General features: G+C 68.1%; 20 protein-coding genes and 1 pseudogene. 7 read left to right on the plus strand and 14 right to left on the minus strand.

The features are described 5' to 3' along the window. Positions 1-63 precede the first annotated feature (63 nt). Both cfa and J0I99_RS08685 read left to right on the plus strand, forming a co-directional pair. Complete coding sequence (gene cfa / locus J0I99_RS08680) at positions 64-1,179, plus strand: cyclopropane fatty acyl phospholipid synthase (RefSeq protein ID WP_291397110.1); 1,116 nt, start codon at positions 64-66, stop codon at positions 1,177-1,179. Between the two features lie 136 nt (positions 1,180-1,315). Further along, positions 1,316-2,236 carry an esterase gene (locus J0I99_RS08685; protein ID WP_291397111.1) on the plus strand — a complete coding sequence of 307 codons (921 nt, stop codon included), beginning with the start codon at positions 1,316-1,318 and terminating at the stop codon, positions 2,234-2,236. Here J0I99_RS08685 and J0I99_RS08690 read toward each other — a convergent pair whose 3' ends face one another. Further along, positions 2,237-2,713, minus strand: coding sequence for a GNAT family N-acetyltransferase (locus J0I99_RS08690; RefSeq protein WP_291397112.1), 477 nt, complete (start codon positions 2,711-2,713; stop codon positions 2,237-2,239). 27 nt (positions 2,714-2,740) lie between these two features. Beyond that, positions 2,741-3,622 (minus strand): annotated as a pseudogene (locus J0I99_RS08695) (YifB family Mg chelatase-like AAA ATPase); the annotation flags it as partial. A 388-nt stretch (positions 3,623-4,010) separates the two neighbouring features. On the opposite strand from J0I99_RS08695, the gene J0I99_RS08700 reads away from it, so the two are divergent. After that, a complete protein-coding gene (locus J0I99_RS08700; RefSeq protein ID WP_291397113.1) occupies positions 4,011-4,844 on the plus strand; it encodes a GH25 family lysozyme in 834 nt (277 codons plus the stop codon). A gap of 106 nt (positions 4,845-4,950) precedes the next feature. Next, entirely contained in the window at positions 4,951-5,073 is a 123-nt protein-coding gene (locus tag J0I99_RS08705) for a hypothetical protein (RefSeq protein WP_291390051.1), read from the plus strand. Between the two features lie 42 nt (positions 5,074-5,115). Here J0I99_RS08705 and J0I99_RS08710 read toward each other — a convergent pair whose 3' ends face one another. The 4 genes from J0I99_RS08710 to rsmI all read right to left on the minus strand — a co-directional run bounded on the left by J0I99_RS08710 (position 5,116) and on the right by rsmI (position 8,143). Next, positions 5,116-5,769: a MarC family protein gene (locus J0I99_RS08710; RefSeq protein WP_291397114.1), complete on the minus strand. Its 654-nt coding sequence runs from the start codon at positions 5,767-5,769 to the stop codon at positions 5,116-5,118. A 39-nt stretch (positions 5,770-5,808) separates the two neighbouring features. Next, positions 5,809-6,753 carry a glutathione synthase gene (gshB, locus tag J0I99_RS08715; RefSeq protein ID WP_291390054.1) on the minus strand — a complete coding sequence of 315 codons (945 nt, stop codon included), beginning with the start codon at positions 6,751-6,753 and terminating at the stop codon, positions 5,809-5,811. Between the two features lie 129 nt (positions 6,754-6,882). Beyond that, complete coding sequence (locus J0I99_RS08720) at positions 6,883-7,290, minus strand: YraN family protein (protein WP_291397115.1); 408 nt, start codon at positions 7,288-7,290, stop codon at positions 6,883-6,885. After that, positions 7,259-8,143 (minus strand): 16S rRNA (cytidine(1402)-2'-O)-methyltransferase, encoded by an 885-nt coding sequence (rsmI, locus tag J0I99_RS08725; RefSeq protein ID WP_291397116.1) that lies wholly within the window; start codon positions 8,141-8,143, stop codon positions 7,259-7,261. Before rsmI ends, J0I99_RS08720 begins: the two co-directional genes overlap by 32 nt. A 153-nt stretch (positions 8,144-8,296) precedes the next feature. Between rsmI and J0I99_RS08730 the strand changes: the two genes are divergently transcribed. Next, the gene (locus J0I99_RS08730; protein WP_291397117.1) at positions 8,297-9,457 is read left to right on the plus strand and encodes a penicillin-binding protein activator; all 1,161 of its coding nucleotides are present in this window, start codon (positions 8,297-8,299) and stop codon (positions 9,455-9,457) included. Positions 9,458-9,473: 16 nt separating this feature from the next. On the opposite strand, the gene J0I99_RS08735 is transcribed toward J0I99_RS08730, so the two are convergent. The 3 genes from J0I99_RS08735 to J0I99_RS08745 form a co-directional block, all read right to left on the minus strand. After that, entirely contained in the window at positions 9,474-10,001 is a 528-nt protein-coding gene (locus tag J0I99_RS08735) for a hypothetical protein (protein ID WP_291397118.1), read from the minus strand. A 106-nt stretch (positions 10,002-10,107) separates the two neighbouring features. Further along, positions 10,108-10,716, minus strand: coding sequence for an HD family hydrolase (locus J0I99_RS08740; RefSeq protein ID WP_291397119.1), 609 nt, complete (start codon positions 10,714-10,716; stop codon positions 10,108-10,110). A 212-nt stretch (positions 10,717-10,928) separates the two neighbouring features. Further along, a complete protein-coding gene (locus J0I99_RS08745) occupies positions 10,929-11,747 on the minus strand; it encodes a folate-binding protein (protein ID WP_291397120.1) in 819 nt (272 codons plus the stop codon). Positions 11,748-11,799: 52 nt separating this feature from the next. Between J0I99_RS08745 and J0I99_RS08750 the strand changes: the two genes are divergently transcribed. Continuing rightward, positions 11,800-13,122 (plus strand): dihydroorotase, encoded by a 1,323-nt coding sequence (locus J0I99_RS08750; RefSeq protein ID WP_291397121.1) that lies wholly within the window; start codon positions 11,800-11,802, stop codon positions 13,120-13,122. A gap of 116 nt (positions 13,123-13,238) precedes the next feature. Here J0I99_RS08750 and J0I99_RS08755 read toward each other — a convergent pair whose 3' ends face one another. The 3 genes from J0I99_RS08755 to J0I99_RS08765 all read right to left on the minus strand — a co-directional run bounded on the left by J0I99_RS08755 (position 13,239) and on the right by J0I99_RS08765 (position 14,436). Beyond that, positions 13,239-13,517: a hypothetical protein gene (locus J0I99_RS08755; protein WP_291392713.1), complete on the minus strand. Its 279-nt coding sequence runs from the start codon at positions 13,515-13,517 to the stop codon at positions 13,239-13,241. Positions 13,518-13,625: 108 nt separating this feature from the next. Beyond that, complete coding sequence (locus tag J0I99_RS08760; protein ID WP_291392714.1) at positions 13,626-13,997, minus strand: TIGR02301 family protein; 372 nt, start codon at positions 13,995-13,997, stop codon at positions 13,626-13,628. A 31-nt stretch (positions 13,998-14,028) separates the two neighbouring features. Further along, positions 14,029-14,436 carry an NUDIX domain-containing protein gene (locus tag J0I99_RS08765; protein ID WP_291397122.1) on the minus strand — a complete coding sequence of 136 codons (408 nt, stop codon included), beginning with the start codon at positions 14,434-14,436 and terminating at the stop codon, positions 14,029-14,031. A 68-nt stretch (positions 14,437-14,504) separates the two neighbouring features. Between J0I99_RS08765 and J0I99_RS08770 the strand changes: the two genes are divergently transcribed. After that, positions 14,505-15,254 (plus strand): SOS response-associated peptidase, encoded by a 750-nt coding sequence (locus tag J0I99_RS08770; protein WP_291397123.1) that lies wholly within the window; start codon positions 14,505-14,507, stop codon positions 15,252-15,254. Here the strand turns inward: J0I99_RS08770 and J0I99_RS08775 are convergent. Both J0I99_RS08775 and J0I99_RS08780 read right to left on the minus strand, forming a co-directional pair. Continuing rightward, positions 15,251-15,808, minus strand: coding sequence for a hemerythrin domain-containing protein (locus tag J0I99_RS08775; protein ID WP_291397124.1), 558 nt, complete (start codon positions 15,806-15,808; stop codon positions 15,251-15,253). The genes J0I99_RS08770 and J0I99_RS08775 overlap by 4 nt on opposite strands. Before the next feature lie 44 nt (positions 15,809-15,852). Then, on the minus strand, positions 15,853-17,262 hold the full coding sequence (locus tag J0I99_RS08780; protein ID WP_291397125.1) for an FAD-binding oxidoreductase: 1,410 nt from the start codon (positions 17,260-17,262) through the stop codon (positions 15,853-15,855). Between the last annotated feature and the right edge of the window lie 98 nt (positions 17,263-17,360).

Genomic DNA, 17,360 nt, shown 5'->3' on the forward strand with positions numbered 1-17,360 from the left:
GCGCGGCCCGCGGCTGCGGCGCTAACGTTTGGCAGGATCATACATATATTGCCGGAGCTTCCAATGAGTGCGGGGCCGAAGGCGTATTTCAGCGACATTCTCGCCAAGGCGGGCATCGAGCTCGGCGGCAGCCGGCCGTTCGACGTGACGGTGCATGACGATCGCTTGTGGGGGCGGGCGATCAGCCACGGCACGCTGGGCTTTGGCGAGGCCTACATGGATGGCTGGTTCGACAGCGAGGCGCTCGACCAGTTCATCTACAAGCTGCTCGAATACGACATCTATGCGCATTTGAAGCCCGACCTCGGACTGGCGCTCAGCTTCCTGCGCGGGCGCCTGTTCAACCGGCAGCGATCGCATGTGCGGGAAGTCGGCGAGAAGCACTACGACATCGGCAACGACCTCTACTCCCGCATGCTCGACCGGCGCATGATCTACTCGTGCGGCTACTGGGCCGAGGCGGCGACGCTGGACGAGGCGCAGGAGGCCAAGCTCGACCTCATCTGCCGCAAGGCCGGGCTCGAGCCGGGCATGAAGGTGCTCGACATCGGCTCGGGCTGGGGCGGGTTCCTGAAGTTCGCTGCGGAGCGCTACGGCATCACGGGCGTCGGCATCACCATCTCGAAGGAGCAGGCGGCGTTCGCCGAGGCGAACAAGGCCGGCCTGCCGATCGAGACGCGGCTGATGGACTACCTGGCGCTGGAGGGCCAGTTCGACCGGGTGATCTCGATCGGCATGTTCGAGCATGTCGGCTACAAGAACTACGAGGCCTATTTCGCCAAGGTGCGCTCGCTGCTGCGGCCGGACGGGCTGTTCGTGCTGCACACCATCGGCAACAACTTCTCGACCACGCATGGCGACCCGTGGACCGAGAGGTACATCTTTCCCAATGGCATGCTGCCCTCGATCAAGCAGATCGCGGCCGCGCTCGAGGGCCGGTTCGTGATGGAGGACTGGCACAATTTCGGCGCCGACTACGACAGGACGCTGATGGCGTGGTGGGCCAATTTCGACGCGGCCTGGCCGGAGCTCAGGGACAAGTACGGCGACCGGTTCTGGCGCATGTGGCGGTTCTACCTCATGGTCTTCGCCGCCATGTTCCGCGCCCGCAACATCCAGCTGTGGCAGGCGGTGCTCAGCCCCGACGGTATCCGCGGCGGCTATCGACGGGTGTCCTGACGGGCTGGACCCAGGCAGGGCGACGCCCGTCCCTCAGCGCGGGGCGCAAGGTGGCCGGAGGCTCTCGTCCGTCGCCGGCTTGCCAAGCCGCGTGGCTTCGGCCACGGTCCGCCGACCTTGCGAACCGGGGGGCGAGATGGGCGAGACGCTGCTGCACACGACGCTGGGAGCCCTGCGGCGCGACCAGCTGGGGATGATCCTGCCGCATGAGCATGTCTTCGTCGACCTGCGCACGCCGGACCAGCCTGGTTACGCCGAAGCGGATACCGAAGCGGTGGTGGCGCTGATGGCGCCGCAGCTCGAGGCGATCAAGGCCCTGGGCGTCACCGCGCTGGTCGAATGCTCGACCGGCGGCGTCGGACGCCGCGCCGACCTCGACCTTGTGGTCAGCCGCGCTGCCGATTTCCCCATCGTCGTGCCGACCGGCAACTATCGCGAACCCTGGATTCCGGACTGGGTCCGGGAGGCCAGCGAAGCCGAGCTGGAGCGCTGGATGCTCGACGAGCTGACCGACGGCATCGAGGGCACCGGGGTCCGGGCCGCCTGGATCAAGCTCAGCGCCGGCGATGACGGCATCACGCCGCTCGAGGCCCGCATCCTGAGAGCTGCCGCCCGCGCCGCGGCGGCGACGGGCGCGATCATCGGCAGCCACACGATCCGGGGCCGCGTGGTGCTCGACCAGCTCGACATCATCGCAGCCGAGGGCGGCGATCCGGCGCGCTTCATCTCGATCCACACCCAGGCGGAGCCGGATTTCGGCCTGCACCGGGCCGTCGCCGCGCGCGGCGCCTTCATCGAGTACGACAATATCGGCTGGGTGCCGGTGGCGGACTCGGTGGACCTGGTCGAGCGCGCCATCGCGCATGGCCTCACGCACCAGCTGCTGCTCAGCCATGATCGCGGCTGGTTCGATCCGGCGCAGCCGGGCGGCGGCGTGCCGAAACCCTATGACGTGCTGTCGCGCGAGGTGTTGCCGATGCTGCGGGCCCGCGGCCTCGACGAGGCCACCATCACGCGCCTCACCCACGACAATCCGTTCAACGCCTTCGCCCGCTGACTACGCCGTCACCGGCGGGGCGAGCTGCTTGGTCATGTAGACGGTGACCCCACCGAGATAGGGCTCGGTATGGGTGACGACGTAGCCGACTCGTTCGTAGAGGGAGATGTTGGCCGCGAAGGCGCCGTTGGTAAGGAGGCGCGTCTCGGTGCGACCCGCCCGTCGCGCCCGATCCTCCGCCCGGGCGAGGAGCTGCCGTCCGATGCCGCGTCCCTGAGCCGACGGACTGACGGCCACGTTCTCGATCCACAGGTGATCGTCGCGCAGGACCATCTCGATGAGGCCGACCAGCCTCTCGCCCTCAAGCACGAGGTCGAACTCGTGCTCGCGCACGGAGGCGTCGTAGTCGGCGCTCATCGGGCGGGGTTCGCGCCCGATGAGCGGCACCCACTTGGCATAGGCGGCCAGCACCAGATCGCGGATGGCAGCGGCATCGCCTGGTGTCGCAGGGCGGACAGAAAGGTCATGGTCGGTCATCGGGCAGCCTCGGAAGCACTCGGGGGCTCAGCCTGGAGCAAAGTTCAGACGGTAGCTCAATGCCTCGGCGATATGCGGCCGCGCGACCTTGTCGACACCAGCCAGGTCGGCGAGCGTGCGCGCCACTTTCAGCACGCGATGGTAGGCGCGGGCCGAGAGGCTGAAGCGCTCCGCCGCCTGCAGCAGCAGCGCCTGGCTCTCCCGGTCGGGATCGACCAGCTTCTCGATCAGCGTCGGGCTCGCGGCAGCGTTGGTGAAGGTGCCCGGGTGGCCGGCGGCTTCGTAGCGCTGCCGCTGCCGCTCGCGCGCCCTTTCGACCCGCTCCGCCACCCTGGCCGACGGCTCGGCCGTCGCCGGCCCGATCATGTCGGCGGCCGAGACGGCGGGAACGTCGATCCTGAGGTCGATGCGGTCGAGGAACGGGCCGGATATGCGCGCCTGGTAGTCGCTGGCGCAGCGGTCGCCGCGCTTGCAGGTATGGCCGGGCGTACCGGCCAGGCCGCACTTGCACGGGTTCATTGCGGCAATGAGCTGGAAGCGCGCCGGAAAGCTGACATGGGCATTGGCGCGGGCGATGACCGCCTCGCCGCTTTCGAGCGGCTGGCGCAGGCTGTCGAGCACGGCGGGCTGGAATTCCGGCAGCTCGTCGAGGAAGAGCACGCCATTGTGGGCCAGGCTGGCCTCGCCGGGCCGAACCCGCAGCCCGCCACCCACCAGCGCCGCCATCGAGGCGGAATGATGCGGTGCGCGGAACGGGCGCCGGTCCGACAGCTCGCCGCCCGAGAGCTCACCGGCGATCGACTGGATCATCGACACATCGAGCAGTTCGCGCGGGTTGAGCGCCGGCAGGATGGAGGGCAGGCGCGCCGCCAGCATCGACTTTCCGGCGCCGGGCGGCCCGACCATCAGGAATTTCGGGAGTCCCGGCGCGATCTGCACCTGCACATCGACCGGCACCGCCTCGATCCCCTGAAACGCCACGGTCGCGACCCGCGTGACCATCCGCTTGCCTCCCAGTGCCCGGGCCGACGCTATCAGGAGTTTTGCGGATGACGCAAGAACATTAAGTGAACGCAGGCGACGGACGAAGTATCGGGACGGCCCGTTGCTGCCAGGTCCGCTGCAGCGCCAGCGGGAAAGACTTCGACGACGTGGCGTGCGGTACGGCGCCACGATCGCATTCGACTGACCAACGCGCGTTAACCATGCTGGAATTCCAAAGGGTTAGCGCAAGGTTTCGTTAAGCGCCGCATGTTGAATCAAAGGCTTTCAGACCTGTTGAAGGCCTCGTTTCCGCATGCCCAACGCCTCCCGTCCCGCGCTCCCCGCCTTGAGGTCCGCACTCGTCGTGGGGCTGATGCTGCTGCTGGCCGCCTGCGGCCGCTCGCCGACCAACTATGTCGGCATCCCGGGCGACAACGATCCGCATGACGGGGTGCGCCGCGCCTGGGGCCTGCCCATCCAGGGGCTGGACGTGGCGCGCTACCAGGGCCGGATCGATTTCGGCTCGGCGCGCTCCGGTGGCGTGCATTTCGTCTACATCAAGTCCACCGAAGGCAAGGACTACATCGACCCCAACTTCTACGACAACTGGCGCGGGGCGCAGGCCTCGGGCATGGCGCGCGGCGCCTACCACTTCATGACCTGGTGCAGCCTCGCCTCCGAGCAGGCCGCCTGGTTCGTGCGGATGGTGCCGAACGATCCCGACGCGCTGCCCCCGGTGCTCGACCTGGAGTGGAACAACCATTCGAGCTGCAAGAACAAGCACAACCGCGACGACATCCTCGAAAAGGTGCGGGTGATGCTGGACGCCATGGAGCGCCACACCGGCAAGGTGCCGATCATCTATACCGACATGAACTTCTACCGCGACATCCTCGCCGGCGAGCATTTCGACAGCTCGTTCTGGCTGCGCTCGACGGCGGCCGAGCCGCACATGAAGTATGGCGACCGGCCGTGGCTGATCTGGCAGTGGACGCAGACCGGCACGATGTCGGGCATCAATACCGAGGTCGACCGCAACGCCTTCTACGGCAGCGAGACCGAATGGGTGCAGTTCCTGCTCACCGGATGCGACCCGCGCATGCTGGACCGGCTCGGGCCACAGGGCCGCTGCGGCTCGCTCAAGTAGGTCGGCGGCAAGGGCTTCGCCATCAACTTGTCATGACTCGGGGTAAGGTCTAGCTTCCGCTGTGTAATTTGCCGGCAGGCGCCGGCAGCAGCGAGGAGGCAGGATCATGGCCAAGGGACAACTGCGTTCGAACAAGGAAGCCAAGAAGCCCAAGAAGGAAAAGCCGAAAGTGCTGGCGACGGCGGGGCTGAGCACCGTCACGACCGCCGCGCCGGGCAAGAAGAAGTAGTAGCGCGACCGGGAGGGCCGTGGCCGACGCCGCGGCCCCTTCCTATCCTGCGGCCTGGAGCACGGCGCCGACGAGCCCGCTGGCCTTGACCCCGTCGAGCAGGAACTGGACGGCCAGCGCGGCGAGCAGCACGCCGACGACACGGGTGACGACGGCCAGGCCGGTCAGCCCCAGCAGTCGCTGGATCGGGATCGCCACCAGCATGACGGCGTAGCAGAGCAGCAGGATCGCCAGCAGCGCGGCGACCACGACGAACCAACCGAAGGTGAAGCTGCCGCTCGCGGTCGTGAGAAGGATCACGGCACTGATCGCGCCCGGCCCGGCCAGCAGCGGCGTCGCCAGCGGAAACACCGAGATGTCCTGGCGGCCCTGGGCCTCGTTTTCTTCCTCGGGCGTCGTGCCCGTGCCGCCCGAGTGGCGGGCGAACACCATGTCGATCGAGATCAGCAGCAGCAGGATGCCGCCGGCAATCCTGAGCGCGGGCAGCGTGATGCCGAACAGGCGCAACAGCACCTCGCCGAACACGGCGAAGAACAGCAGGATCACCGCCGCGACCACCGTGCCGCGCAGCGCCATGGCGCGGCGCTCGGCCTGCGTGTTCTTCTGCGTCAGCGCCGCATAGACGACCAGCAGGTCCGCCGGCCCGAGGGTGGCAAAGAAGGTGGTCAGCGCGAGCAGCAGGGTGTCGATGGGCATGGCGCGAACATGCCGGAAGCGGTGCGATTTGGCGAGGGTCTAGCTCCGCCGCCTTTCGATCGCGTCCCAGATCAGCACCGCGATGTCCGGTCCGCCGAAGCGCTTGATCTCGCGGATGCCGGTGGGGCTCGTGACGTTGATCTCGGTGAGGTAGTCGCCGATCACGTCGATGCCGACGAAGATCATGTCGCGCGCCTTCAGCGCCGGGGCGATGGCGGCGCAGATCTCGCGCTCGCGCGCCGTGAGTTCCGAGAGTTCGGGGCGGCCGCCGACATGCATGTTGGAGCGCGCCTCGCCCTCGGCGGGAATGCGGTTGAGGCCGGCGACGGGCTCGCCGTCGACGAGGATGATGCGCTTGTCGCCCTTCCTGACGTCCGGCAGGTAGCGCTGCACCATGAAGGGCTCGCGGAAGCTCTGCTCGAACAGCTCGATCAGCGAATTGAGGTTCTGGTCGCCCGCCTGCAGCAGGAACACGCCGGCGCCGCCATTGCCGTAGAGCGGCTTCAAAATGATGTTGCCGTGCTCACGGCGGAACTCGTGAATCAGCGCCCGGTCGCGCGTCACCAGCGTCGGCGGCATCAGCTCGGGAAACTCGGTGACGAGGATCTTCTCGGGGGCGTTGCGCACGGCGGCGGGTGGATTGACCACGAAGGTGTGCGGGTGGATGCGCTCGAGCAGGTGCGTGAGCGTGGTGTAGTTCATGTCGAACGGCGGGTCCTGCCGCATCAGGACCACGTCGTAGGTCGAGAGGTCGGCGCGGGCAAACTCACCGAGCGCGAAATGCTCGCCCCGGGGCTTGTCGAACACCTGGATCGGGGCCAGCTCGGCCGAGACCTTGTTGTCGCGCAGGGCCAGCGACTGCGGCACGTAATAATCGACCCGGTGCCCGCGCGCCTGGGCTTCGAGCATCAGCGCGAAGGTCGAGTCGCCCCACGGATTGATGGTCGCGATGGGATCCATCTGCACGGCAATCTTCAAAGTCACGTTCCGCTCCGATGCTGCAACACTCTCGGTGTCATTCCCGCGCAGGCGGGAATCCCTGTTTCAGGCACGCTCGCAAATGGAGTTCCCGCCTGCGCTGGGATGACCCGGTGCGAGGGTGGACGCCGTGCTTCATTCGGCCTGAAAAGCATTCCTCAAATGGCGCGGCCACATCATCGGCGCAAGGAAAATCACGTCGAAGCGGAGCGGCGCGGAGGCGAGTTCGGGGTGGCGGGCGACATAGTGCTCGGCGGCGCGGGCAATGCGGCGCGTGTTCACCGCCTCGAGCGCCACGCCGAGTTCAGCCCGCGACATGCGCGCCTTCACCTCGACGAAGACGGTGACCCCGAGCCGGCGGGCGACGAGGTCGAGCTCGCCGCCCGGTGTCTTCACGCGCCGCGCGAGGATGCGATAGCCCTTGAGGCGCAGGTACAAGGCGGCGAGATCCTCGCCGCGACGGCCGAACAGCTCGGCGCCGAGCCGGGCCGACCGGGTCTGCTGGCTGCCCCTATTCCTGGGCCTTGAGGGCGAGGGCGGCATCGTAGACGTCCTTGCGCTTGAGCCCGTAGCGGGCGGTGATTTCATCGACAGCCGCCCGCAGCGGCTGGGCCACCAGTGCGTCGGCGAGCGCGGCCTGCCAGTCGGCTTGCTCAACCACCACGCCTTCGGCGCCGCCGACGAGGATGACCGCCTCGCCCTTCGTCTCGCGTTCGCCGAACTGCCGTGCAAGGTCCGCCAGCGTACCGCGCTCGACGCGCTCGAAGCGCTTGGTCAGCTCGAGCGCCACCGCGGCCGGACGATCGCCGAAGGCATCGGCCATGGCCGCCAGCGTGTCGCCGAGGCGACGGGGGGATTCATAGAACACCAGCGTGTCGCCACGGGCCCGGAGCGCGGCCAGCGCATTGGCGCGCGCTCCGGCCTTGGCCGGCAGGAACCCGATGAAGCCGAAAGTATCGGTCGGCAGGCCGGCGCTCGCCAGCGCGGCCAGCAGGGCCGAAGGGCCCGGCAGCGCGAAGACCGGCAGGCCCACCTCGCGCACGGCCCGGACCAGCGGGAAGCCGGGGTCGGACAGGAGCGGCGTGCCGGCATCGGAGATCTGCGCCACCGCCCGGCCCGCGCCGATCGCGGCAATGACCTCGCCGACGCGGGCCCGCTCGTTGTGCTCGTGCAGCGATTTTCGCGGCGTACGGATGCCGTAGTGATCGAGCAGCGTCGCCGAATGGCGCGTGTCCTCGCACAGGACCAGATCGGCCGCGGCGAGGGTCTCGAGGGCGCGCAGCGTGATGTCCTTGAGATTGCCGATCGGGGTGGCGACCACGTACAGGCCCGCGGCCAGCGGGGGCGCGGCAAACGCCGTGCCGGCAATGAAGTAGCTGTGCGGCCGCTCGTCCAAACCACCCCCCGGGCACGTAGATGCAAGGTTAGGCCCGGGCTTTATGCAGCGGGCGCGATTCTGTATAGACGCCGCAGGGAACGGCGCTGTGGCGCCAGAGTGCGGGACTTCATGACAACAGGGCAAGTGCGAACTTCGGGCGGGTTGAGGCTGTTGGGACTCGGCATCGTTGCGGCAGCGATCCTTGCGGGCTGCTCGGCTGGCAACTTCAACTTCGGTCCCGGCTCGACCAGCGGTGGTCCGACGACCATGCCGACGGCGGCCGGCAAGAGCTTCGGCAAGGGCCCGGTGCGGGTGGCGCTGCTGCTGCCGCTGTCGGGCGACGCCAATATCGCCTCGGTCGGCCAATCGCTGGCCAATGCCTCCGAACTCGCCATCCAGTTCGTCGAGACCAACCCCAATATCGGGGAAAACATCACCGTCGTGCTCAAGGACACCGGCACTTCCGTGCCCGGCGCCACGCAGGCGGCGCAGCAGGCGCTCGGCGAAGGCGCAAGCCTGATCCTCGGCCCGTTGCGCGCCGACCAGGTGACGGCGGTGGGCCAGGTGGCCAAGGCCGCCGGAGTGCCGGTCATCGGCTTCTCCAACAATTCGGGCGCCGCCAGCCCGGGCGTCTACCTGCTCAACGTCCTGCCCGAGAGCGAGGTGAAGCGGTCGATGGGCTATGCCAACAAGCTGGGCAAGAAGGCCTTCGCCGGCGTCTTCCCGACGACCGATTTCGGCCGCATCCAGGAGGGTGCGTTCCGGCAGGCGACCGCTGATCTGGGGCTCAATGCCCGCGCGGTCTACAATTTCTCGTCCGAGGCCGAGGCGCGCAATGTCGTCACGCAGTTGGTGCCGATGCTGCAGGCCGGGCAGCTCGATGCGCTGTTCATCCCGGATCGTGCCACCGCGCCGAGCCTTGCGAACCTGCTCAACGAGGCCGGCATCCCGCCCGGCAAGGTACAGTTGATCGGCTCCGCCGACTGGGATGGCGATCCGGCCATCCTCAACACCACGGCGCTGGCGGGGGCGATCTTCCCGGCGGTCGACGATGCCGGCTACAATGCGCTGCTGCCCGAGTACCAGGCAAAGTTCGGCTCGGCGCCGCACAAGCTCGCCACCATCGCCTATACGGCGACGATCCTCGCCAATGCCGGCTCGCTCGCCAACGGCACGCCGAAATACGACCGGGCGCAGCTGACGCTGCCGGCCGGGTTCAACGGCCGGGACGGCGTGTTCCGCTTCCTCGCCGACGGCCGGAGCGAATATGCGCTGGTGATCAAGCAGGTCGCGATCGGCAGCGCCAGCATCGCCGAGGCGGCGAAGCTCTAGAAGACTCTGGTCGCGCCTAGCAGTACAGCGCGTTCTCGCGCACGACGCACGAGCCGCCGTCGGTGACGACCAGCTTGCCGCCCTTGAACGGGGTGACGGCGACAAAGGAACTGGCCGAGAAGGCAATGGCGCTGGCCCAGCGACCGTCCGACCACAGCCACAACATCGGGGCCGGCGCGGCATCGGCCTTGGGCTCCTTGATGATGCCGGGGTACTGGATGTTGGCGCTGGCGAGGCCATCGGTCGAATAGACGCCGCTGTCGGTCTCCATCACGTCGACGACGGTCACATGGCCGTAGCCGATCTTCCGGATTGAGGATTCCTTGATCGGCTTGATGGACACCCCTGGCTCCATCTTGAAGTCCCACTTGAGCAGCTTGTCGGGGTCGATCGGGGTCGCGACGAGCTGGCTGGCCGAATGCAGCAGCGTGCGCATCGGCTGGTCGTCGGCGACGGCTGCCGGCAGCAATTCAGGAAGGGCGGTGAGGCAAACGGCTCCGAGACCGATCAGGCCTCCGAGCATGAGCGCGCGCGACGTCTCCACGATTTACCTCCGGTTAACCGTTCTCGTTAACCAGAGATCAACCACGCGGGCAAAAAGCGTGTCAAAATGAAACACGCGTTAGGGTTAATTTAACCATGCCGGAGCGCTACAGGGCGGCGCTCAGCTGCTCGACAGCCTCGACGAAGCGGTCATAGGCCTCGCGCGTCGGCCAGGGCCGGATCAGCTTCTCGAACGGCTCGAACTCGAACACCGGGAAACTGGGTTCGCCAAAGAACTTCCGCGCCTCCTCGGGGGCAAAGCCGGAGAGGTGGGTTGCCTCGAGATAGGCGGCTTCCCGGTCGGCCCGCTTGATCTGCTTCTGCACGGCCGCCGCCGGGACGGCCGGCAGCGAGAAGCGGAGGTAGACCGCGCCGAGCAGCCGGTTCTCGACGTCCTTGTAGTTGCCGCCCATGGCCGCCTTGAAGGGCGAGATGATGTCGCCCATCACGTATTCGGGCGCATCGTGCAGGACGGCATAGAGCTGCGCCCGCACGTCGGCGTCGCGATTGACGGCCCGGAACAGCTCGAGCACGAGGATCGAGTGCTGGGCGACGGTGAACGGATAGTCGCCCGTGGTCTGGCCGTTCCAGCGCGCCACCCGGGCGAGGCCGTGGGCGATGTCGCTCAGTTCCACGTCGAGCGGCGACGGATCGAGGATGTCGAGCCGCCTGCCCGACAGCATGCGCTGCCACGCCCGCTCCTTGCCTCGCGCCATTGTCCGCTCCGTCATCGAGAAGGAAGGGAACGTAGTGGGAACGCGGGTGATTCGCCAATTTGGATCGGCGAAATCGTGCCCCGACCCCTCACCCGTCCCGGCTCCGCCGGTCTACCCTCTCCCCGACGGGGAGAGGGACAGAGGTGATCGTCGATGCTTCGGCATTCTTCTCCCCGTCGGGGAGAAGGTGGCGCGCAGCGCCGGATGAGGGGTTACTCCTCCGCGCCCACTTCCCCAAACTGGTAGGTCGCGTAGGGCGGCAGTTCCAGCGTCACCGGCTTTCCGGCGACGGTGACCGAAGATGGGTCAGTGATGCGGTCGAGCCTGATGATCGCCACGGCCCGGCCGTCGACCACCTCGCCGATCGTCCCGGCTTCCCGGCTCCCGGCAACCACCGGCGTGCCCGCCGGTGCATCGATGCCCGAGACGATCACCGGGCGGCGGCGGGCGGTGCCGCGATGCTTCATGCGGGAGACGACTTCCTGGCCGATGTAGCAGCCCTTGACGAAGTCGATGCCGTCGAGAAGGTCGAGGCCGATATCGTGGGCGAACACCTCGTCGACGCCGAAGTCGGCCCCCTGCTCCGGCACGCCGGCCGCGATGCGGTGGCGGGCAAACGCATCGTCGGGCGGCAGCCAGCCTGCGGTTGCGGCGTTCTCGGCGATGACGCGCTCCCCGAGCCCGCGCGGATCGGCGTGGCCGACCCCTTCGGTCCAGCCATCGAAGGTCCAGCCCACCGAGTGCGTCTGCCTGAGGTCGTCGATCTCGACCTTGGCGCGCAACCGGTAGAGCTTCATCTTCCTGAGGAAGGCTTCGGCGACCGAGTGGTCGACATCGAGCCAGAAGGCTCCGTCGGCCCAGCCGCTCAGCCCTTCGGCCTGCACCTTGCCCTGGGGCGACAGCAGCGCCCACCATACGGCCGGCCCCGGTTCGGCCAGCAGGCGCCCCGTAACCACGTCGAACAGCAGCTTCTGCGCCTCCGGGCCGGAAAAGCGGAAGGCGGCACGGGACGGTCGGAGGATTGTGGGCATGGGTGGGTTTCCGCTACACCCGGCCGAACGCACGGGACCGGGAGCACCAGACATGGCGCAGTATCAGACGATCTTCAAGAACGGCACCGTGGTGAACCAGGACGGCGTGCACCAGGCCGACATCGCGGTGAACGATGGCCGCGTCGTCGCGCTCGGCTCGCTCGCGGCGAGCAGCGCCGGCGAGACGATCGACTGCACCGGGCTGCACATCCTGCCCGGGGTCATCGACACGCAGGTGCATTTCCGCGAGCCCGGGCTGACGCACAAGGAAGACCTCGAGTCCGGGTCGCTGTCGGCGGTGATGGGCGGCGTCACCGGCGTGTTCGAGATGCCCAACACCAATCCGCTGACGACGACGCGCGAGCGCTTCGAAGAAAAGATCCGGCTCGGCACGCGCCGCATGCACTGCGACTTCGCCTTCTATGTCGGCGGCACGCATGACAATGTCGCCGACCTGCCCGATCTGGAGCGCCTGCCGGGCTGCGCCGGCGTCAAGGTGTTCATGGGCTCCTCGACCGGCTCGCTGCTCGTGCCCGACGACAGCGGCGTCGAGGCAATTCTTTCCGCCATCTCGCGCCGCGCCGCCTTTCACTCGGAGGACGAGTACCGGCTCGAGGACCGCAAGCACCTGCGCGTGCCGGGCGAGCCGAGCTCGCACCCGGTCTGGCGCGATCCGGAGACGGCGCTGCGCTCCACCCGCCGGCTGGTGTCGCTGGCGCGAAAGACCGGCAAGCGCATCCACGTGCTGCACATCTCGACCGCCGACGAGATGGTGTTCCTCGCCGCGCACAAGGACGTGGCCAGCGTCGAGGTCACGCCGCACCACCTGACGCTAGACGAGACGGCCTACACCCGCCTCGGCACCTACGCGCAGATGAACCCGCCGGTGCGCGACAAGGCGCATCGCGAGGGCATCTGGGCCGGCGTCCACAACGGCGTCGCCGACATCCTCGGCTCGGACCACGCGCCGCATACGCGCGAGGAGAAGGACCACGCCTACCCCGCCAGCCATTCGGGCATGACCGGGGTGCAGACGCTGGTGCCGATCATGCTCGACCACGTGAATGCCGGCCGCATGAGCCTCGAGCGCTTCGTCGACATGACCAGCCACGGCCCGAACCGGCTGTTCGGCATTGCCGGGAAGGGGCGCATCGCGGTGGGCTACGACGCCGACCTGACGATCGTCGACCTGAAGCGCACCGAAACCATTACCGATGAATGGGTGAAGAGCCGCGCCGGCTGGACGCCCTACCACGGCGTATCGGTCACCGGCTGGCCGGTCGGCACGATCGTGCGCGGCAACACGGTGATGTGGCAGGGCGAACTGGTGACGCCGGCCGTGGGACAACCGATGCGGTTCCTGGAGGCGCTGTAGGGACTCGACTCCCCTCCCCCTTTGAGGGGAGGGGTGGGGGTCCATCGGCGATCGCCGGACTACCCCCTCCCTCGGTCCCTCCCCTCAGGGGGGCGGGAGGCGCCGGCATCCGGCAATTACTGCAGCGACCGCCCCAGCGTGTAGTCGCCCGACTGGATGCGTTCGGGCAGGCTCGCAATCAGTTCGGCCACCGCCGTCTCGCCGTGGTGGTCGACCAGCGAGGTGATGGCGGCGAACAGCGAGGCATGGGCGAGCGCCAGCGTGGCGACGCCGTCATCCTCGGCGTCGTTCCAGGCCCCGGCGACATATTCGAGCGCCACCTGCCGCTCTTCGCGGTCGGCATCCGCCATCGGCTCGAGGCTGGCCCGGGCCCTGAGGGTCTTGGTGAGTTTCATGAGCATAGGCGGTAGCACGCGCCGGGGCGGTTGCGCGCCCCACTCGTCGCCAAAAGGTTAATTTGCACTCTTCAATTATTCTTAACGCCTTGCCGGACGCATGACCGCCTACTCGGCATAGCGGGCGTGGATGTCGCGCGCGGTCTTTTCCGCCTCGACGAGGAGCCGGGTCATGGCCTCGTCGGCGGAGGTGGTGCAGACCCGGTAGAGCCGGGCATAGGCTTCGTAGCCCGCATTGAACGCGCCGGTCAGCCGCTGGCGACGGTCGTCGTCTGGTTCATCGAGATTGATGAGGTCGGCCATCTGCGCGCGCCAGTCGGTGCCGAGCTCGGGGCGGCAGAGCGGGCCGAGGAAATAGAGGCTACCGAGAATCTCGCTCAGCCGCTCCATGTCCGCCTGGTACGGCGGATCCACGGCGCGCACCGGTCCCGCCGCGAGGCAGGTGATCAGCAGGGCGAAGGCGAGCGGGCGCAGGCGCATGCGGCATCCTTATGGGAAAGGCCCGGCGCCCTCAACTGCGATCGAAGACGCGGAAGGCGCCGGCCACCACTTCCCCCAGGTCGGGCGTGGTGGGCATCAGGCCGATCTCGTCGAGCCGCACCCAGCGATAGGCCGTGATCTCGTCGGCGGCGACCAGGATCTCGCCCTCGAAGGCCTCGGTCGCGAAGACCTGCAGCACGAAGTTGCCCTCGCCCATCAGCATGCGCCGGATCGGATGCAGGCGCCAGACACGCAGGCCGACCTCTTCCAGGATCTCCCGTTCGGCCGCCTGCTCGGCGGTCTCACCCGGCTCCAGCCGCCCTCCGGGCAGGCTCCACATGCCAAAATACGGCTTCCGCGCCCGCTGGATGAGCAGAACCCTGTCGCGGTCGATCAGGGCGACGGAAGCGGCGTTGGGCGGGCGGCGCGAGTCGGGCATGTCGCGATGTTCGGGGTTTGCCGATCCGGCGGCAAGGCCCTAACTAGAGGCGAAACGGAGAACGCGCCATGTGCGGACGCTACGCCGCAACGCTGCCGCCGGAAATGATGGTCGAGCTGTTCAACCTGCTCAACCAGATCGATTTCCCGCCGCGCTACAACATCGCCCCGACCCAGCCGATCGCGGTGATCTGGGAGCAGTCGGGCCGGCGCACCATTCAGCTGGTGCGCTGGGGATTCGTGCCCGGCTGGGTGAAGGATCCGCGCGCATTCTCGCTGCTGATCAACGCCCGCGCCGAGACGATGGCGGAGAAGCCGTCGTTCCGCGATGCCGTGCGCAACGCGCGCTGCATCGTGCCGGCCTCGGGCTACTACGAGTGGATGAAGGGCAAGGACGGGGTGCGCCAGCCCTACTACATCACCATGGCCGACGACTCGCCGATGGTGTTCGCCGGCCTCTACTCGACCTGGTCCGGCCCCGACGGCGAGGAGGTCGACACGGCCTGCATCGTCACGGTCGAGCCGAACCTCGAGATCAGCTCGATCTACGATCGCATGCCCGCGATGCTGCAGGGCGAGGCCGTCGACCTGTGGCTCAACACCCGCGAGATCGACACCAGGGCAGCGACGCAGCTCGCCCTGCCGCTGCCGCCCGGCTCGCTGAAGTATCACCCCGTCGGCAAGGCCGTGGGCCGCACCGATGCCGACGGCCCGGAGCTGATCCGGCCGCTGACCGAAGCGAAGCTGGCGGCCGAGGAGGTCAAGCCGGTGAAGCCCAGGAAGGTGGTCGGCGGTGGCGGCCAGCTCGACTTGTTCTAGAAGATGTCGAAGGCCCCCAAGGCGTCGCCGATCGCCTCTTCCTCGTAGCCGAGGTGGCTGAGGAGCACGCGCTCCAGCGCGCGGTAGATTTCGAGCGTCGCCGCGAACTTCTGCGCGCCCGGCTCGTCCGCCAGTTCGCCAAGCGCGTCGATCAGCCGTTCAAGCAGCTGATGCACGACGACATGCTCTGCCCTGAGCCGGTCGGCGATGGCCTTGAAGCCCGGCCCCTGCGCCGCGATGGCCGGGAAGATCGCCGCGTCCTCGATCGAGTGATGCATGTTGACGATCTGGCAGTGCTCGCCGCACAGCACGCCGAAGCGACGGTAGTTCGCGACCATCGCCAGGTTGGCGGCTTCGGCGGTCAGCGCCGCGGCATTCTGACCGCCCGCTGCGGCGCGCTCGATCAACCGGCCCAGCGTCAGCATGTTGCCGCGCAGGTGGTCGTGCACTTCCTTCAGGTGCAGTCCGGGGGCGCGTTGCGCCTCGGTCAGGCCTTCGAGCCTGATCGGCCTGGGCCGGGTGGCGTCGTCGAGAAATCCGATATCGAGCAGCATGGCGCCCAGATGGGGCAGATGACGCGCCGCGTCAACAAGGCTCCCTAGAGTACCTTGCCGGGGTTGAGGATGCCGTTGGGATCGAGCGCGGCCTTGATGGCGCGCATCATCTCGAGCGCGACGGGATCCTTCACCTGTTTGAGCAGCTCGCGCTTCAGCTGCCCGATGCCATGCTCGGCCGAGACCGAGCCGCCCAGCCGCAGCACCACCTCGTAGATCGCCGCATTGGCGTCCTTCTCCCGCGCCATGAACGCCTTGGGATCGGCGCCCACCGGCTGGCTCAGGTTGAAGTGGATATTGCCGTCGCCCATGTGCCCGAACGGACAGGGCCGCACGCCGGGGATCACCTTCTCGACCGCCGCGGTGCCCTCGGCGATCAAGGCCGGCACGACGCCGATCGGCACCGAGACATCGTGCTTGATCGAGGCGCCTTCCCTCGATTGCACCTCGCTCATCTGCTCGCGCGCCGCCCACATCAGGGTGCGATCGGCCTCGGATTCGGCGACCACGGCATCGGTGACGAGCCCCGAACCGAGCGCCTCCTCGAGCGCCGCCTGCAGCGCGCCGGGTGCGCTGCCCTTCATGCGGTTGACCTCGGCCAGCACATACCAGGGCGACAGCGACGCCGTCGGATCGCGCGACAGCAGGCCGTATTTGAGCTGCAGGTCGACGCCGAAGCGGTTCATCAGCTCGAACGCCGTCAGCCGCGATCCGGTCCGCTCGCGCAGCAGGTAGAAGAGCTGCAGCGCCACGCCCGGATCCGGCACGTTGATCAGCGCCGTCTCCTGGGCCTCGGGGATGGGGAAGAGCTTCACCGTCGCGGCGGTGATGAAACCCAACGTGCCCTCGGCTCCAACCAGCAGGTCCTTCAAATCGTAGCCGGTATTGTCCTTCTTCAGCGCATTGAGCCCCCGGTAGAGCCGGCCGTCGGCCAGCACGGCCTCGACCCCCAGCGTCAGCTCGCGCGCATTGCCGAAGGCCAGCACCTGCACGCCGCCGGCATTGGAGCTCAGCACGCCGCCGATACGCGCCGAGCCCTGCGAAGCGATCCAGAGCGGGAACAGCGCGCCGGCCGCTTCCGCCGCCCTGTGCGCCTCCTCGAGGATCACGCCGGCCTCGAGCGTCATGTGCCCGGCCGCGGCGTTGACGTCGCGCACCCTGTCGAGGCGGGAGACGTTGACGATCACCTCATTGCCGGCGAGCGGCACCTGGCCGCCGACGAGGCCGGTATTGCCGCTCTGCGGGATCAGCGGCACGCGATGGTCATTGGCCCAGCGGCAAAGCGCCTGCAGCGCGGGGACATCGGCCGGCAGCGCCACCGCGACTGCGGGAGTCTTGAAGCGCTTGCGCGGCTCGGTGAGGTAGCTGGTCATCGCCATGGCGTCGGCGATCACGCCGGCCTCCCCCAGCAGGGCCGTGAGACCGGAGATGATGGCGGGGGGGGCGAGCGTCATGGCCGGACAATAGCCGCAGGCGGCACGGGCGCAAGGCTGAACTTGCCCGGTCCATTGCCCTATGCGACAAGCGGCGCCAACGACACATCCAATACGGA

Source organism: Devosia sp., assembly GCF_017307495.1.
Lineage (GTDB): Bacteria > Pseudomonadota > Alphaproteobacteria > Rhizobiales > Devosiaceae > Devosia_A.

Bases quoted from the DNA above. Each gene is read 5' to 3' on its own strand.
- cfa (WP_291397110.1), top strand. From the start codon at position 64: ATGAGTGCGGGGCCGAAGGCGTATTTCAGCGACATTCTCGCCAAGGCG.
- J0I99_RS08685 (WP_291397111.1), top strand. From the start codon at position 1,316: ATGGGCGAGACGCTGCTGCACACGACGCTGGGAGCCCTGCGGCGCGAC.
- J0I99_RS08690 (WP_291397112.1), bottom strand. From the start codon at position 2,713: ATGACCGACCATGACCTTTCTGTCCGCCCTGCGACACCAGGCGATGCC.
- J0I99_RS08700 (WP_291397113.1), top strand. From the start codon at position 4,011: ATGCCCAACGCCTCCCGTCCCGCGCTCCCCGCCTTGAGGTCCGCACTC.
- J0I99_RS08705 (WP_291390051.1), top strand. From the start codon at position 4,951: ATGGCCAAGGGACAACTGCGTTCGAACAAGGAAGCCAAGAAGCCCAAG.
- J0I99_RS08710 (WP_291397114.1), bottom strand. From the start codon at position 5,769: ATGCCCATCGACACCCTGCTGCTCGCGCTGACCACCTTCTTTGCCACC.
- J0I99_RS08720 (WP_291397115.1), bottom strand. From the start codon at position 7,290: ATGCCGCCCTCGCCCTCAAGGCCCAGGAATAGGGGCAGCCAGCAGACC.
- J0I99_RS08740 (WP_291397119.1), bottom strand. From the start codon at position 10,716: ATGGCGCGAGGCAAGGAGCGGGCGTGGCAGCGCATGCTGTCGGGCAGG.
- J0I99_RS08745 (WP_291397120.1), bottom strand. From the start codon at position 11,747: ATGCCCACAATCCTCCGACCGTCCCGTGCCGCCTTCCGCTTTTCCGGC.
- J0I99_RS08750 (WP_291397121.1), top strand. From the start codon at position 11,800: ATGGCGCAGTATCAGACGATCTTCAAGAACGGCACCGTGGTGAACCAG.
- J0I99_RS08755 (WP_291392713.1), bottom strand. From the start codon at position 13,517: ATGAAACTCACCAAGACCCTCAGGGCCCGGGCCAGCCTCGAGCCGATG.
- J0I99_RS08760 (WP_291392714.1), bottom strand. From the start codon at position 13,997: ATGCGCCTGCGCCCGCTCGCCTTCGCCCTGCTGATCACCTGCCTCGCG.
- J0I99_RS08765 (WP_291397122.1), bottom strand. From the start codon at position 14,436: ATGCCCGACTCGCGCCGCCCGCCCAACGCCGCTTCCGTCGCCCTGATC.
- J0I99_RS08770 (WP_291397123.1), top strand. From the start codon at position 14,505: ATGTGCGGACGCTACGCCGCAACGCTGCCGCCGGAAATGATGGTCGAG.
- J0I99_RS08775 (WP_291397124.1), bottom strand. From the start codon at position 15,808: ATGCTGCTCGATATCGGATTTCTCGACGACGCCACCCGGCCCAGGCCG.
- J0I99_RS08780 (WP_291397125.1), bottom strand. From the start codon at position 17,262: ATGACGCTCGCCCCCCCCGCCATCATCTCCGGTCTCACGGCCCTGCTG.